The sequence below is a fragment of the Streptomyces sp. CB01881 genome, from assembly GCF_002953255.1.
In the GTDB taxonomy this organism is placed as follows: Bacteria; Actinomycetota; Actinomycetes; order Streptomycetales; family Streptomycetaceae; genus Kitasatospora.
Genome location: NZ_CP026498.1, coordinates 8,436,588 through 8,450,466, shown reverse-complemented (window position 1 = coordinate 8,450,466; position 13,879 = coordinate 8,436,588). Strand labels below are relative to the sequence as shown.

Genomic DNA, 13,879 nt, shown 5'->3' with positions numbered 1-13,879 from the left:
AAGGGCAGGCCGGACAACCTACCGCGGTTCAGTTGATCCTGTGTTAATTCCATCAAATCCGGGACATCCAACACCAAATCGGACTATCCAACCCTAGAGATCATCAGAGCCGATCCGAAAATCATCCGGACAGGCCGGCTGCCGCGTGCCCGCCCCGCCACGGCTAGGTTGGGGACCATGACTTCCGAGGACCAGGACCCGCACGCCCCGCTCGCCGCCGTAGCGGCCAGCGCGGACGTCCTGCGGCACCCCGAGGCCGGCGAGCACCTGCTCACCCCGCTGGAGCGCGAACGGGCCGCCCGGTTCCGGCACGACTCCGGCCGGGCCGACTACACCGCCGCGCACATCCTGGTCCGGCTCTGCGCCGGCCGGCTGCTCGGCGTCCCGGCCGCCGCGCTGACGCTGGCCCAGAACTGCCCCGACTGCGGAAAGGCCGACCACGGCCGCCCGTACCTGCCGGACCACCCGGACGTCCATGTCAGCCTCTCCCACACCAACGGCGTCGTCGCGGCCGCCGCCGGACACCGGCCGATCGGCGTCGACGTGGAGCTCACCGCGCGCAGCGGCGCGCTCCTCGACGTCGCCGGGCGGGTGCTCGGCGCCGCTGAGCTGCGGCTGGTCGAGGCGCACCCGGAGCCGGGGACGGCGTTCCTGCGGCAGTGGGTGCGGAAGGAGTCGCTGATCAAGCTCGGGCGGACCAGCCTCGACGGGCTCGCCGCCGTCGACCTCTCCGCCCTGCCGCTCGACGTCCCGGCGGGCCGTCCGCTGCTCAGCCGCTACCAGGACCTGCACCTGCTCGACTGGACCGACGCCGCGCACGGGGCGGCCGTCTCCGCGGTGAGCACCGCGGCGCCGCGGGTCGTTCTGCTGACGCCGCCGGCCGCCTGAGCGTCCGGGCCCCGCGGCGGACGGCGGGCTGCGGAGGGGCGACGGCGAGGGCGGGACGGCCCGGCCCCGCTGCGGACGGGCGACGGCGAGGGTGCGGCGGCGAGGGCGGGACGGCCCGAGCCCGCGGCGGACCGGCGGTGCGACCCGACCGGCGGGGCCCCGGATAAGCGGTGTTAGCGTGCCTGCTCGGGGCGCGGAACCGGACGCCCCGGCTGCCCGCGCCGCACTCCCGGCGCGCAGCCCCCGTTGGATCAAGGGATGCCCCCGTCATGGCCAAGTTCCTGCTGAGCCTGCACGTCCTCGCCTCGGTGCTGTTCATCGGCCCGGTGGCGGTGGCCGTCAGCATGTTCCCGCGCCGGGCGAAGGCCGCGCTGGCCGGCGGGCCGGACCGGGCCGCCGACGCCGGCATGCTGCGACTGCTGCACCGGATCACCCAGGTCTACGCGCTGCTGGGGATAGCCGTCCCGGTGATGGGCATCGGTGTCGCCCAGGTGATGGACGTGCTCGGGCAGTCCTGGCTGATCGTCTCGATGGTGCTCACCGCGCTCGCCGCCCTCTCCCTGCTGCTCCTCGTGCTGCCCGCCCAGCAGGCGGCGGTGGACGCGCTCGACCTCGACGGCGGGGCGCCCGAACACGGCAAGGCCGTCCAGGGCCTGCGGCTGCTGCCGATGACCGCCGGTGTCTTCAACCTGCTCTGGGCCGTGGTCGTGGTGCTGATGATCGTCCGCCCGGGCTCGACCACGGGCGTCTGAGCCGCCGGCCCGGCGCGCCCGGTACGGTCCTGTCATGACGACGACGGGGACAGCGACCGGTACCGGGACGGGTGTGGGGGCGCTGCTGCGGGGCTGGCGCGAGCGGCGGCAGCTCAGCCAGCTGCAACTGGCGCTCCGGGCCGACTCCTCGGCCCGGCACGTCAGCTTCATCGAGACCGGGCGCTCCCGCCCCAGCCAGGAGATGCTGCTGCGGCTCGCCGACCAGCTGGACATCCCCGTACGGGAGCGCAACTCCCTGCTGCTGGCCGCCGGTTACGCCCCGCACTACCCCGAGACGCCGCTGGACGACCCGGCGATGGACGCGCTGCGGGTGGGCATGGAACGACTGCTGGCCTCGCACGACCCGTACCCCGCGCTGGTGGTCGACGGCACCTTCCGGGTGCTGGCGGCCAACCGCTCGCTCGGCCTGCTGCTCTCCGGCGTCGCCCCGCACCTGCTGGCGCCGCCGCTCAACGCGATGCGGATCACCCTGCACCCCGACGGGCTGGCACCGCGCATCGTCAACTTCCGGCAGTGGCGGCGGCACCTGCTGGAGCGGATGGAGCACCAGATCTCGCTGGTCCGCTCGGAGCCGCTGCGGGAGCTGTTCGACGAGGTCCGGGCCTACCCCGAGCCGTCGACGGCCGTCGACGAGCCGGAGGAGGACATCACCGAGCTGTTCCCGTTCGCCCTGCCCATGCGGGTGGCGTTCGAGGGACGGGTGCTGTCCTTCCTCTCCACCATCGCGACCTTCAACACGCCCATGGACGTGACCGTCTCCGAGCTGGCCATGGAGACGTTCCTCCCGGCCGACGCGGAGACGGTCGCGTTCCTGCAGGCGGCGGTGCCCGCCGACCGTTAGCGGTCGCCGCGGTCGAGCCCGCGCAGGGCGGTGAACTGGAGGACGGCGAACAGCGCCACGGTGCCGGCCTGCGCCGGGATCCAGACCAGCCCGGCGGTGCTCGGCTCCAGCCAGAACCCCATCGCGACCAGGCTGAGCACCGCCCAGACCACGTTGACGTCGATCACCGCCTGCACCGCGAGGCGGGCCGGGCGGCGGCGGGCGGCCAGGACGCCGACGGCGAGGCCGAACACCGCGAGGACTGCGCCGAGTTCGACCAGGGTGGAGCCGCCGACGCCGAGCAGGTCGCCCAGCGGACCGGAGAAGGCCAGGTAGGCGAGGCCGTTTCCGCCGCTGACCACCGCGTCGAGGGCGAGGAAGCGGCGAAGGTTCTGCTGGGCCTTCCGGCCGGAGGCGGAGGTGCGGGCGGCGGTGAGGGCGTTCGCGGACATGGCGGATCAGCCTCCGGAGGTGGGTTCGGGCCCCGGTGCGGTCGGCGCGACCGGGTGCTCCACACTCTGCCCGGCCGGTTCCGGGGCGTCGATTACCTCCGGGGTAATGCCCCAGGTCGGACGCAGGTCGGAGGCGGGGCGGCGCCGGCCGGCCGGTGGCTCAGGGGCGGGTTCGCGATCGTTGCAAGGGGACGCCCGCCCGCTTGACCGAGCGTGCGACGATCGCGGTCTCGGCACGGTCGACACCGAGCGGGCCGAGCGTCCCGGTGAGGAAGCGGTAGAGGCCGCCGTGGTCCGCGCAGAACAGGGTGGCCATCAGGTTGGCCGGTCCGCTGGTGGCGAAGACCCCGTGCACCTGGGGGTGGCGGGCCAGGGCCGTGCCGACCTCGGCGAGCCGGCCCGGGGGGACGTCCAGCCAGAGGTTGGCGTCCACGGCCATGCCCAGCAGCCGCGGGTCGACGGTGACGTGGGTGCGGAGCAGCCCGGCGGCGGAGAGCCGGTGCAGCCGGCGGCGGACGGTCGACTCGGGCGTGCCGACGGCCACCGCCAGGGCGGCGTGGGGCTGCCGGGCGTCGACGGAGAGGCGGGCGAGCAGGCCGCGGTCGAGCTCGTCGAGCGGGGGCTTCTCCCGGGGCCGGTCCGCGGCCGGGTAGGTGGGGGTGGCCGAGTGGGTGGGGGTGGCCGGGACGGGGGCAGCCGGCGAGGTGGGGGCTGTCGACGGGACGGGGGCGGCCGGGGCCAGGGCTGCCACCTCGGCGTCGTCCAGGTAGCCGGCCTGCCACTGGCCCGCGTCCGAGAAGGCGTGCAGCACCGCGTGGGTGGTGGTCTCGGTGACCGCCGCGGTGGCGGGCAGCTGCCCGTACAGCAGCCGGTCCCGGGCGCCGGCGTCGCTCAGCATCACCGCACCGACCTCCTGGCCGCCGAGCATGACGTCGACGAAGGGCACGTCGGGGCGGTCGGCGAGGGCCTGGGCGATGGTGTCGACCTTGCCCCGCAGCACCCGGACCCGCAGCAGCAGCGCGCCGACGGCGGCGTCCTCGACGTCGGGCATCCGGACGACGCGCAGCAGCCCCGCCTGCTGCATCCGGGCCAGGCGGCGGGTCACGGTCCGGGCGGAGACGCCGAGCACCTCGGCGATCCGGCCGGTCCCCGCCCGGCCGTCGACCTGGAGGGCGCAGACCAGACGACGGTCCAGCGTGTCCAGCACCGCGTCCGGATCAGCAGTCGAGAGGTCCATGGAGTCCGATCTCCGCCATTTCTTGATCGCTTCACGTCCTGTCCAGCAGTACGGACGGTACTCCTTGTCCTGTGCGGCCAGCGGATCCGGCTTCCGGGCCGCGACGGACAGGACGCTGACACGACAGGAGGACGGCGATGAACGACGAGGTCCAGGAGCTGAAGGAGCTGCTGCCGGCGGTGGAGGCGGCGGTGCGGGAGGTCGGCGCCCGGCTGGCCGAGATGCGACCGGCCGAGCCCACCCCCGGGCGGACGGTCGCGGAGGCGATGGCACACTTCGCCGAGCTGGACGGCCCCGCCGCCGCCCTCCTGCGGGCCCGGCTGGGCGAACTGCGGCCGCAGGCCGGCTGGGTGACGGACGAACTGGAGGGGTCGGTGCCGGCCGAGGGCGAGTGGTGGCTCTGTGACGCCACCGACGGCGCCGTGCAGTACCTGCTGGGTCTGCCGCACTGGGCGGTCACCGCGACCCTGGTCCGGGACGGCGCCGCGGTGCTGGCCGTGGTGCACGCGCCGCAGCTCGGCGGGCGGACGTACCGCGCGGTGCGGGGCGGCGGCGCCGAGCTGGACGGGCGGGCGGTCGCGCCGCTGGAGCGCGAGCTGGCGGTGGCCGTGGCCGGGACCAGCCAGCCGCCGTCGGCGGCCGCGGACCGGGTGGCACTGCGCCGGGCGGGCGAGTCGCTGACGGCGGTGCTCGGTTCGGTGCTGGCCGTCCGCAACCTGGGGCCGACCTCCTTGCAGGTGGCCCAAGTCGCCTCCGGGCACCTGGGGCTGTTCTGGGAGTACGGCGCCGACGCCGGCAACCTGCTGCCCGGCGCGCTGATCGCGGCCGAGGCGGGCGCGACGGTGACGGACGCCGTCGGCGCGGCCTGGACGGCCGGCTCCGACGGCTTCCTCGCCGCCGCGCCCGGGCTGCACGGGGACGTGCTGAAGGTGCTGCGTTCGGTCGGGTGACGGCGCGCCCGCCTCAGCGGTCGGCGAGGCCGAACAGCCGGGCCGCGTTGTCGTGGCAGACCGCGCGCAGCCACTCCTCCCCCAGGCCCAGCCGGTCCAGCGCCTCCAGCTGGTGCACGTAGCGGTACGGGATGCTGGGGAAGTCGCTGCCGAGCAGGACCCGGTCCTGGAGCCCGACCAGGCGCGGCAGTTCGGCGGGCGGGAACGGGGTGTCGCGCTCGACGAAGTCGGTGAACGCGATGGTGGTGTCGAGCCGCACGTGCGGGTACCGCTCGGCGAGGTCGAGGAAGTCGGTGTACTCGGGCAGCCCCAGGTGGGCCACCACCACGGCCAGCCGCGGGTGCCGGGCCAGCACCTCGCCGATCGGGCCGGCCCCGGTGTACTTGCCGGGGACGGGTCCGGAGCCGCAGTGCGTGACCACCGGCGTGCCGGTCTCGGCGAGCAGGCCCCACACCTCGTCGAGCAGCCGATCCGTCGGGTCGTACCCGCCGACCTGGACGTGCGCCTTGAAGACCCGGGCGCCGTCCTCGATCGCCCGGGCCACGTACGCGGGCGCGCCGGGCTCGGGGAAGAAGGTCGCGGTGTGCAGGCAGTCCGGGGTACGGGCGGCGAAGCCGGCGGCCCAGGCATTGAGCCAGGCGGCCATGCCGGCCTTGTGCGGGTAGAGCATCGCAGTGAACGCCCGGACGCCGAAGTCCCGCAGGCACTGGACGCGTTGGTCCTCGGCCAGCCGGTAGGTGATCGGCCACGGCCGATCGACCAGCGGGCCCGCCGCGTCGAAGTACGCCCACACCTTGTCGAGGACGTTCTGCGGCATGAAGTGGGTGTGCACGTCGATCAGACCGGGCAGGCCGAGGCGCTGCCAGAAGGCGCGGACCTCGGCCGCCTCGGCACTCCTGTCGACGGCGTCGCTCATGGCCGCGCCGTCGGCCCTGACGGTGGCGTCGCTCATGCGGGCTTCGTCGCTCATGCGGGCTTTGTCGCTCATGCGGGCACCGGGCGGGCGCGGTCGATGATCGCCCCGGCGTCGGTCCCGGACGGCAGGGTGCCGAAGGCCGCTCCGTGGTCGCCGCCGAGCCGGGAGGCGCAGAAGGCGTCCGCCACCGCCGGGTCGCCGTGGCGGACCAGCAGCGAGCCCTGGAAGGCCAGCGCCATCGACTCGACCAGCCGGCGCGTCCGGAACTCCACGTCGCCCAGGTCGGCGAGCTGCTTGCGGAGTTCGGCGACGGCCGCGTCGAGCCGGCGGTCCGCGCCGGCCGCCGCGTCCAGCTCGCCGAGGAAGGCCTCGACGCTCTCCGGCCGCCTGGCCATGGCGCGCAGCGCGTCCAGGGCCGCGACGTTGCCGGAGCCCTCCCAGATCGAGACCAGCGGCGCCTCCCGGTAGAGCCGGGGCATGCCGGACTCCTCGACGTAGCCGTTGCCGCCCAGGCACTCCAGGGCCTCCGCCGCGTGCGCCGGCCCGCGCTTGCAGACCCAGTACTTGGTGACGGCCAGCCCCAGCCGCCGCACCAGCTTCTCGGTCTCGTCCCCGGCGAGGGCCCGGTCGGTGGCCTGGGCGAGCCGCATCGCGACGACCGTGGCCGCCTCGGACTCCACCACCAGGTCGGCGAGCACGTTGCGCATCAACGGCTGGTCGACCAGCGCCCTGCCGAACGCGTGGCGGTGGACGGCGTGGTGGACGGCCCGGGTGGCGCCGAGACGCATGCCGGAGGCGGCTCCGATGGAGCAGTCGAGGCGGGTCATGTTGACCATCTCGATGATGGTCGGGACTCCCCGCCCCTCCTCGCCGACCAGCCATCCGACCGCGCCGTCGTACTCGATCTCGGCGGAGGCGTTGGACTTGTTGCCCAGCTTGTCCTTGAGCCGCTGGAGGTGGAGGCGGTTGCGACCGCCGTCCGGGAGGACGCGCGGCAGCATGAAGCAGCTCAGCCCGCCCGGCGCCTGGGCCAGCGTCAGGAAGAGGTCCGACATCGGCGCCGAGGTGAACCACTTGTGACCGGTCAGGCGGTAGGTGCCGTCCGCGTGCGGGGTGGCGGTGGTGGTGTTGGTGCGGACGTCCGAGCCGCCCTGCTTCTCGGTCATCGACATGCCGGCGATCAGCCCGCGCTTGCCGCGCGGCTCGCGCAGCCCGAAGTCGTACTCGGTGGCGGCGAGCAGCGGCTCCAACTCGGCCGCGAGGGCCGGGTTCGCGCGCAGGGCGGGGACCGCCGCGTACGTCATGGAGACGGGGCAGGTGTGGCCGGCCTCGACCTGGCCCCAGACGAAGAACTTGGCCGCGCGGGCGGCGTGTGCGCCCGGCCGGTCGTCACGCCAGGGCGCGGCGTGCAGACCGTGGCCGACGGCGGTGCGCATCAGCTCGTGCCAGGCCGGGTGGAACTCCACCTCGTCGATCCGGTGGCCGAAGCGGTCGTGGGTGCGCAGCACCGGCGGGTTCTCGTTGGCCAACCGGCCCCACTCGGCGGCCTGTTCGGAGCCGGCCAGCCGGCCCAGCTCGTGCAGCTCGGGCTCGGCCCAGCCGGCGCCGGCCCGGTGCAGGGCGGCGATCAGCGCCGGGTCGGCGGCGGTGTCGTGTCCGTACGGCAGGGGCACCTGGTTGGTGACCTCATGCGTCGCTGTCATCGCGTCCTCCCAGGGCACGCAGGGTGAAGGAGACCAGGGCGGGGACCACCTCGGGCGGCGTGTCCCCGGTAGCGGGTGTGTGGGCCTCGGCGAGCGGGCCCGCCAGCGCCTCGCCGACCGCCCCGACGATGCCGGCCGCCGTCAGCTCCGGGTCCTGCCGGGGCAGTTGGCCGGCCGCCACGGCCGCGGTGATCTCGGTGGCGATCACGTCGCGGAACGCCCGCCGGAACACCAGGCGTTCGGCGTCCACGACCGCGTCGGCCGGCTCGACCAGCAGCGCGTAGGCGAGCCGCGGTGCCCGCAGGGCTCGGGCGGCGAAGGTCTCGACGACGGCGGCGATCCGCTGCTGCGGGGTCTCGCGGTGGGCGACGGCCTCGTTGACGGCGGCGATCTCGCGGGTGACCACCCGGCGGAACAGTTCGACGGACAGCTCGGCCTTGTTGGCGAAGTGCTGGTAGAGACTGCCGGTGGCGATCCCGGCTCGGTCCGCCACGGCGGCCATCGAGCAGCCGCCGTAGCCGCGCTCGGCGAGCAGCCCGACCGCCGCCTGGAGCACCGCCTCGCGCTGGGCGTCCAGGCGGGCTTGTACGGCGGGCGTGCGTCGGTAGGCCATGGAAGCATTGAAGCACCGATTCACTGCTTCGGGGAGGGGGCGCGCGCCGCTTTCCCCACCGGGGCTCCCCCCGGGGCTTCCCGCTGGGGCCTTCCACTGGGGCTTCCCCCGCCGGGGTGGGCGCGGGCGAGTGCCGGCCGGTGCAGCGGGCGGGGGTGGGGGCGGGGTGCGGGCGCATGAGAAGGGGCCACCCGTCGGCGGCATGCCGGCCGGGTGGCCCCTCGCGGATCCTGGGTGGTCGCCCGCCGCCGTTACAGGCGGTGGTGCTCCAGCTTCAGACCCTCCTCGTCCAGCGGACCGAACGGCGGGACCTGGTGCGACTGGGCCAGCGAGCGGGCGGCCTCCGGGTCGGCCAGACCCGCCCACTCCAGCACCTTCGCGGTGGCCTCGGCCGACTCCGCCGCCGGCAGCTTGCCGATGTTGGAACCGTGATTGCCGCCGGGCACGGTGTAGACGTGGCTGTCCTCACTGCCCCAGCCCAGCCGGAACGGCTCGGCGCCCCACGGGTCGTTCTGCCCGTAGACGAAGATGATCCGCTCGGCCGAGTGCTTCACCCAGCGGTCGATGTCACGCATCGCGGACGGGTCGAAGCGCATCGGGATGCTCTTCGGCACGTAGGTGCGCGGCGAGTACAGCTCCTTGAAGTCGTAGTGCTGCAGGCCCTTGAGGTGCGGGACCTCGAAGGTGGGCGAGCCCAGCTCGGTGCCCGCCTGGTAGTAGTACGCGGTGTACTTGGCGAGCGACTGGTCGCTGTTGCCGGTGATGCCGGACTGCTCGTCGAACCACGCGTACAGCTGGTCGTCGGTGGCGGCGGCCCCCGGCGGGACCTTGGCACAGTCCGCCTCGGTGCTGTACTGCCAGAACGCCCAGACCACGTCGAGCACGCCCGCCTCGTACGCCCGGTCCGCGCTGCCGGTGGTGGTGAAGGTCGAACCGGCGGCGGCGTTGTCGGCCGTGTAGCGCGCCTCCAGCCGGTCGCGGCGGACCAGCAGCTCACGCTGCGCGGCGTTCAGCGCGGCACGGCACTCCGGGGTGCCGACGTTCTTGAAGAACTCGGTGTACGCGGAGTCCTCGCGGTTGTCGACGTCGTTCGGCGCGACGTACGCGATGGTGCCGTCCACGTCCTCCGGGAAGAAGCGCCGGTGGTAGGTGGAGGACATGCCGCCCTTGCTGGCCCCGGTCGAGAGCCACGCGCGGTGGTAGATCCGCTTGAGGGCGGTGATGATCCGGTGCGAGTCGGTGGCCGCCTGCTGGATGCCGGCCTTGGTCCAGTCGGCGGGCTCCGGGCGGGACGGCGTGAAGTAGCGGTACTCGATGGAGACCTGGTTGCCGTCGGTCAGCCGGGTCGGCTCGGTGCGCGAGGGGTTGGTGCCGAGGGTGTAGCCGTTGGTGTAGAAGACCGTCGGGCGGTCGTAGCCCCGGTGCAGCACGCTCAGCCGCTGCTGGAACGTACCGAGCCACGGGCGGAAGTGGTCGATCGGCTGGGTGTACGTGAGGAGGAAGTACCGGTGGTCGGCGTCGGTGGGCTTCTCCTCGGTGACGGCCATCCCGGGGATCGCCGCCAGCCGGTCCTTGATGTCGGCCGAGGCGTCGTCCGCGACGGACGGTCCGGCGGAGGCCTGCGCACCGGTCTCCGCGCTGCCGGGCTCCCCCTGCGCGAACGCGGGCGTCGCCAGGCCGAGGCCGAGCAGCGGTATCAGCAGAACGGCGACCAACAGCCTTCTGAGCTTGGTGGACATCAACTCTCCATCGGGTCAACGGAACTGTTCGACACTCTCCGGCAGCCGGTGGCCGGCCGCCGGTCGGACGGCCGTCCGGTAGACGGCCGAGTGGGCCACCCGCCGATCGCGGATGGCCCACCGGGGAAAGGTGTGCAGGTCAGGGGCGCGGCAGGGTGCAGCCGGGCAGGGTGAGGTCGAGGCGGTTGCCCGCCGCGAAGCAGGCCGGGATGCCGTAGGTCTCCTGGGCGTAGTTGATGCCCTGGCGGACGGTCACCACCCCGTTCTGGTCCACCTCGCACGGGTTGTTGTCGGTGCAGCGCTGGCCGTCCTCGTTGCCGGTGTTGTTCACGGCGACGACCTGGCCGGTGTTGACGTCGACCACGGGCGAGCCGGAGGTGCCGCCGATGGTGTTGCAGCTGGAGGTGTAGCGGACCGAGTCCTTCCAGGTCCAGGAGCCCTCCTTCAGCCGGTAGACGAAGCCGTCGACCGAGCAGGAGTAGATCTTCTTCCAGTACCCGGAGACCACCTTGATCGAGGTGCCTTGGACCGGGTGGCCCGCCGCGATGGTCAGCGGGGCGATCCCGTAGCGCGACTGGATCGAGGCGTAGGTGGTGTTCAGCTGGTAGATCGACACGTCGGTGTCGGTCATGGTCCCGTAGACCACCTTGGTGGCGCGCAGCGTCGCGGCCTTGCCGCCGGTGGAGTTGAGCAGCGAGAAGGTGCGGCTGGACGCCTGGTTGACCACGACCTCGCCGGGACCGGGGAACCCGCTCTCCAGGCAGTGGCCGTTCGAGAGGACGAGCGCCGGGTCCGTGGCGGCCGAGCCGGGGAGGCGGACCAGCGAGCCGGAGCAGTTGCTGAGCGCCACCGTACCGGCGAAGTTCACCGCGGCGGCGGCCCGCACCTGCGTCCCGGCGGCTTCCGCGACGTTCTCCGCGGTGACTGCGGACGTCTCGGCGGCTGCGGCGGCTGCGGTGGTGGCTCCGGTCTCGGCGGGGGCCGCGGTTGCTGCGGGGGCTGCGGCGAGGGCGGTGGCCCCGGCGAGCAGGAGCGTGGAGAGCATGCCTATGAGCGGCTTCTTCATGAGAGACCTCTCGTTGTGGGGGTGCACCCAAGCTGGCGCGGACATGACGAGATGTCAAGAGTCCACCCATAAACGAGGGGTACGGTCGACCGCTCCCCCACCCCCGGCCACCCCGACCGGCCCCGGCCATCCCGACCGGCCTCAACCACCCCAACCGGCCTCAACCACCCCGACCGGCCTCAGCCACCTTGCCAGTGACGGCGGCCGAGGCTGATCAGCCGGAGCTGGAGCCTGGCGGTGGCGGCGATCCGCCGCTCACGGGCCGGATCCGCCTCCTGCGCCTCAAGGAAGGCCGCGGCCGTGGAGACCATGTGGTCGACGTAGAGCTCGGCCAGCATTCGCAGATCCTCCCGGCTCCACCCCTCGGACACCGGCTGGAGCGCGAGCGCCGCGCCCACCTCCTCGGCGAACCGCCCCAGTTCGGCGTCGATCGCCTCCCGCACCTGCCGCACACCGCCGTGCCGCTCGCGGGACAGGAAGCGCACGTGAGCGTGGTGCTCGCGGACGTGCTGCTCGATGACGTCCACCGTCCGGTCGATCAGCTCCTCCGCCCCGCCCGCACCGGCGAGCACCGAGCGGACCATCACATGGAGACTGGCGAGCGACTCCTCGACCAGCGCCACGCCAAGGGCGGCGAGGTCGGGGAAGTGGCGGTAGAACGCGGCCGGCGACAGCCCGGCGGCACGGGTGACCTCGCGCACGCCGAGGCTCGCCAGGTTCTGATCGGCCAGCAGGCCGAGCCCCGCATCCAGCAACGCACGCCGACTCTGCTGCTTCTGGGCCTGTCTGGCCCCCACACTGTGCCTCACGCCATTCAGTAAACAAGTGTTTGCCGAACTTGGCCAGCCGGGCGTAGAGTGGCCAAGGATTCAGCGAACACTTGTAAACCCAAAGTCTCGCACCGTCTGCTCCCGGAAGGGCACGCCATGATCCTGCTCACCGCCCTGATCGCCATGGGCGTCCTCGTCGGCGCCGCCGCCCACACCTCGCTCCCGGTCTTCCTCACCGCCTCCGCCGCCATCGCCGCCTGGCTGCTCGCGTTCGGCGCCCGCGAGGGCATCGCCCGTCTGCGTCAGCGCTGAGCCGACACCCCCCTCCGCCCTCCGACCTTCTGACCCACCGGCCTCTGCCCTCCTCGGAAGGACTCACCACCACCATGAGCACCGCCACGAGCACCAGCGCTGTCACGAGCATCGACGCCCGCACCGCCGTGGACGCTGGCACGGGCACGACGCGCCGTCACACCACCTCCGAAGCCGACAACCTGGCCGTCGCCTCCTTCCTGCTCGGCCTGCCCGGCCTGCTGCTCTTCAACATCGTCCTCGGACCGCTCGCCATCGTCCTCGCCACGCTCGCCCTCGTCCGGGGCACCCGCCGCCGCGGACGCGCCGTTCTCGGCCTGGTGCTCGGCGTCGCCGCCCTGGCCCTCCTGGCCGTCACCACCGCCGCCGACCACGGTGTGCTCTGGCAGCTCGGCACCTGAGCCGGTAACGGCTCGGGCGGCGAGCCCCGGATGGCGGGTGCGCTCGGGCGGCGAGCCCCGGATGGCGGGTGCGCTCATGTGGCGAGCCCCGGATGGCGGGTGCCCTCGGGTAGCCCGACCGTGCGGCCCTGCAGCCTCCGCGGACCGCTCTGGCCAGCGCAGGAACCACGCCACTCGAACGACTGATCCAGCCAATCCGCGGCGCCGCACCCGCCCGTCCCCGTACTGTGACGCTATCGGCCGGGTGAATGTATGGGGGCTGGAGTGACGACCGAGTACCAGAGTGACGCGCAGTCGGAACCGACGGGAGGCCCCGGCGCCCCCGGACGGGCGGGCCGGCTGCTCGCCGTGAGCGACCTCCACGTCTCCTACCAGGAGAACCGCGACCTGCTGGAGAAGCTGGAGCCGGACTCCCCTGACGACTGGTTGATCGTCGCCGGTGACATCGCCGAAATCACCACCTCCATCGAGTGGAGCCTGGGCCTCCTGGCCGAACGCTTCGCCCGCGTGATCTGGGCCCCCGGCAACCACGAGCTGTGGACCCACCCGGACGACCCGGTACAGCTGCGCGGCGTGGCCCGTTACGAGTACCTGGTGGAGCTCTGCCGCCGTCTCGGTGTCGTCACCCCCGAGGACCCGTACCCGGTCTGGGAGGGCGCCGGCGGACCGGTCGCCGTGGCGCCGCTCTTCCTGCTGTACGACTACTCCTTCCGTGCGCCGGGGACGACCACCAAGGAGGAGTCCCTGGCAGCCGCCTACAGCAGCGGCGTGGTCTGCGCGGACGAGCGGATGCTCCACCCGGACCCGTTCCCGGACCGCGACTCCTGGTGCCGCGAGCGCGTCCGGATCACCGAAGAGCGGCTCGCCGCCCACGACCCGGACCTGCCGCTGGTCCTGGTCAACCACTATCCGCTGGTGCGCCACCCCACCGAGGTCCTCTGGTACCCGGAGTTCGCCCAGTGGTGCGGCACCGAGCTGACGGCCGACTGGCACCGCCGCTTCAACACCGCCGCGATGATCTACGGCCATCTGCACATCCCCCGGGTGACCTCCTACGACGGCGTCCGCTTCGAGGAGGTCTCGCTCGGCTACCCCCGCGAGTGGCACCGCCGCGGCCTGCCGGACCCGCTGCTGCGGGAGGTGTTCCCGCAGGGCGGCTGAGGCCACCCTCCGGCCCGCGGCTTCGAGGTCCTGAGGAGCTGACGGCCGGAGGAGCTGAGAGCCGGAGAGCTGAGGCGC

15 protein-coding genes are annotated in these 13,879 nt (G+C 73.4%); 7 read left to right on the top strand and 8 right to left on the bottom strand.

The annotated features are described in order from the left end of the window. The first annotated feature begins 177 nt into the window (after positions 1-177). The 3 genes from C2142_RS26935 (at position 178) to C2142_RS26925 (ending at position 2,502) form a co-directional block, all read left to right on the top strand. Positions 178-888 carry a 4'-phosphopantetheinyl transferase superfamily protein gene (locus C2142_RS26935; RefSeq protein ID WP_148645337.1) on the top strand — a complete coding sequence of 237 codons (711 nt, stop codon included), beginning with the start codon at positions 178-180 and terminating at the stop codon, positions 886-888. A gap of 269 nt (positions 889-1,157) precedes the next feature. Next, positions 1,158-1,640: a DUF2269 family protein gene (locus C2142_RS26930; protein WP_148645336.1), complete on the top strand. Its 483-nt coding sequence runs from the start codon at positions 1,158-1,160 to the stop codon at positions 1,638-1,640. Between the two features lie 34 nt (positions 1,641-1,674). After that, positions 1,675-2,502: a helix-turn-helix transcriptional regulator gene (locus C2142_RS26925; RefSeq protein WP_148645335.1), complete on the top strand. Its 828-nt coding sequence runs from the start codon at positions 1,675-1,677 to the stop codon at positions 2,500-2,502. On the opposite strand, the gene C2142_RS26920 is transcribed toward C2142_RS26925, so the two are convergent. Both C2142_RS26920 and C2142_RS26915 read right to left on the bottom strand, forming a co-directional pair. Beyond that, complete coding sequence (locus C2142_RS26920; RefSeq protein ID WP_148645334.1) at positions 2,499-2,933, bottom strand: hypothetical protein; 435 nt, start codon at positions 2,931-2,933, stop codon at positions 2,499-2,501. The genes C2142_RS26925 and C2142_RS26920 overlap by 4 nt on opposite strands. Positions 2,934-3,093: 160 nt before the next feature. Beyond that, positions 3,094-4,170: an Lrp/AsnC family transcriptional regulator gene (locus tag C2142_RS26915; protein ID WP_148645333.1), complete on the bottom strand. Its 1,077-nt coding sequence runs from the start codon at positions 4,168-4,170 to the stop codon at positions 3,094-3,096. A gap of 137 nt (positions 4,171-4,307) precedes the next feature. Between C2142_RS26915 and C2142_RS26910 the strand changes: the two genes are divergently transcribed. After that, a complete protein-coding gene (locus C2142_RS26910) occupies positions 4,308-5,120 on the top strand; it encodes an inositol monophosphatase family protein (protein ID WP_148645332.1) in 813 nt (270 codons plus the stop codon). 13 nt (positions 5,121-5,133) lie between these two features. On the opposite strand, the gene C2142_RS26905 is transcribed toward C2142_RS26910, so the two are convergent. The 6 genes from C2142_RS26905 to C2142_RS26880 form a co-directional block, all read right to left on the bottom strand. Further along, complete coding sequence (locus C2142_RS26905; RefSeq protein ID WP_148645936.1) at positions 5,134-6,036, bottom strand: amidohydrolase family protein; 903 nt, start codon at positions 6,034-6,036, stop codon at positions 5,134-5,136. A gap of 68 nt (positions 6,037-6,104) precedes the next feature. Next, positions 6,105-7,739, bottom strand: a complete 1,635-nt coding sequence (locus C2142_RS26900) for an acyl-CoA dehydrogenase family protein (RefSeq protein WP_148645331.1) — start codon at positions 7,737-7,739, stop codon at positions 6,105-6,107. Continuing rightward, positions 7,723-8,352 (bottom strand): TetR/AcrR family transcriptional regulator, encoded by a 630-nt coding sequence (locus tag C2142_RS26895; RefSeq protein WP_148645330.1) that lies wholly within the window; start codon positions 8,350-8,352, stop codon positions 7,723-7,725. Before C2142_RS26895 ends, C2142_RS26900 begins: the two co-directional genes overlap by 17 nt. A gap of 251 nt (positions 8,353-8,603) precedes the next feature. Beyond that, a complete protein-coding gene (locus C2142_RS26890) occupies positions 8,604-10,091 on the bottom strand; it encodes a S28 family serine protease (RefSeq protein WP_148645329.1) in 1,488 nt (495 codons plus the stop codon). A 139-nt stretch (positions 10,092-10,230) separates the two neighbouring features. Next, positions 10,231-11,157: a serine protease gene (locus tag C2142_RS26885; protein ID WP_148645328.1), complete on the bottom strand. Its 927-nt coding sequence runs from the start codon at positions 11,155-11,157 to the stop codon at positions 10,231-10,233. Positions 11,158-11,336: 179 nt separating this feature from the next. Further along, positions 11,337-11,966, bottom strand: coding sequence for a TetR family transcriptional regulator (locus C2142_RS26880; protein WP_148645327.1), 630 nt, complete (start codon positions 11,964-11,966; stop codon positions 11,337-11,339). A gap of 117 nt (positions 11,967-12,083) precedes the next feature. On the opposite strand from C2142_RS26880, the gene C2142_RS26875 reads away from it, so the two are divergent. The 3 genes from C2142_RS26875 to C2142_RS26865 all read left to right on the top strand — a co-directional run bounded on the left by C2142_RS26875 (position 12,084) and on the right by C2142_RS26865 (position 13,801). Further along, positions 12,084-12,239 carry a hypothetical protein gene (locus C2142_RS26875; RefSeq protein WP_174315750.1) on the top strand — a complete coding sequence of 52 codons (156 nt, stop codon included), beginning with the start codon at positions 12,084-12,086 and terminating at the stop codon, positions 12,237-12,239. Between the two features lie 74 nt (positions 12,240-12,313). Beyond that, positions 12,314-12,640 (top strand): DUF4190 domain-containing protein, encoded by a 327-nt coding sequence (locus C2142_RS26870; RefSeq protein WP_241002800.1) that lies wholly within the window; start codon positions 12,314-12,316, stop codon positions 12,638-12,640. 339 nt (positions 12,641-12,979) lie between these two features. Then, positions 12,980-13,801 carry a metallophosphoesterase gene (locus tag C2142_RS26865; protein ID WP_241003278.1) on the top strand — a complete coding sequence of 274 codons (822 nt, stop codon included), beginning with the start codon at positions 12,980-12,982 and terminating at the stop codon, positions 13,799-13,801. Positions 13,802-13,879: the final 78 nt, after the last annotated feature.

Bases quoted from the DNA above. Each gene is read 5' to 3' on its own strand.
- C2142_RS26935 (WP_148645337.1), top strand. From the start codon at position 178: ATGACTTCCGAGGACCAGGACCCGCACGCCCCGCTCGCCGCCGTAGCG.
- C2142_RS26930 (WP_148645336.1), top strand. From the start codon at position 1,158: ATGGCCAAGTTCCTGCTGAGCCTGCACGTCCTCGCCTCGGTGCTGTTC.
- C2142_RS26925 (WP_148645335.1), top strand. From the start codon at position 1,675: ATGACGACGACGGGGACAGCGACCGGTACCGGGACGGGTGTGGGGGCG.
- C2142_RS26920 (WP_148645334.1), bottom strand. From the start codon at position 2,933: ATGTCCGCGAACGCCCTCACCGCCGCCCGCACCTCCGCCTCCGGCCGG.
- C2142_RS26915 (WP_148645333.1), bottom strand. From the start codon at position 4,170: ATGGACCTCTCGACTGCTGATCCGGACGCGGTGCTGGACACGCTGGAC.
- C2142_RS26910 (WP_148645332.1), top strand. From the start codon at position 4,308: ATGAACGACGAGGTCCAGGAGCTGAAGGAGCTGCTGCCGGCGGTGGAG.
- C2142_RS26905 (WP_148645936.1), bottom strand. From the start codon at position 6,036: ATGAGCGACGCCGTCGACAGGAGTGCCGAGGCGGCCGAGGTCCGCGCC.
- C2142_RS26900 (WP_148645331.1), bottom strand. From the start codon at position 7,739: ATGACAGCGACGCATGAGGTCACCAACCAGGTGCCCCTGCCGTACGGA.
- C2142_RS26895 (WP_148645330.1), bottom strand. From the start codon at position 8,352: ATGGCCTACCGACGCACGCCCGCCGTACAAGCCCGCCTGGACGCCCAG.
- C2142_RS26890 (WP_148645329.1), bottom strand. From the start codon at position 10,091: ATGTCCACCAAGCTCAGAAGGCTGTTGGTCGCCGTTCTGCTGATACCG.
- C2142_RS26885 (WP_148645328.1), bottom strand. From the start codon at position 11,157: ATGAAGAAGCCGCTCATAGGCATGCTCTCCACGCTCCTGCTCGCCGGG.
- C2142_RS26875 (WP_174315750.1), top strand. From the start codon at position 12,084: ATGATCCTGCTCACCGCCCTGATCGCCATGGGCGTCCTCGTCGGCGCC.
- C2142_RS26870 (WP_241002800.1), top strand. From the start codon at position 12,314: ATGAGCACCGCCACGAGCACCAGCGCTGTCACGAGCATCGACGCCCGC.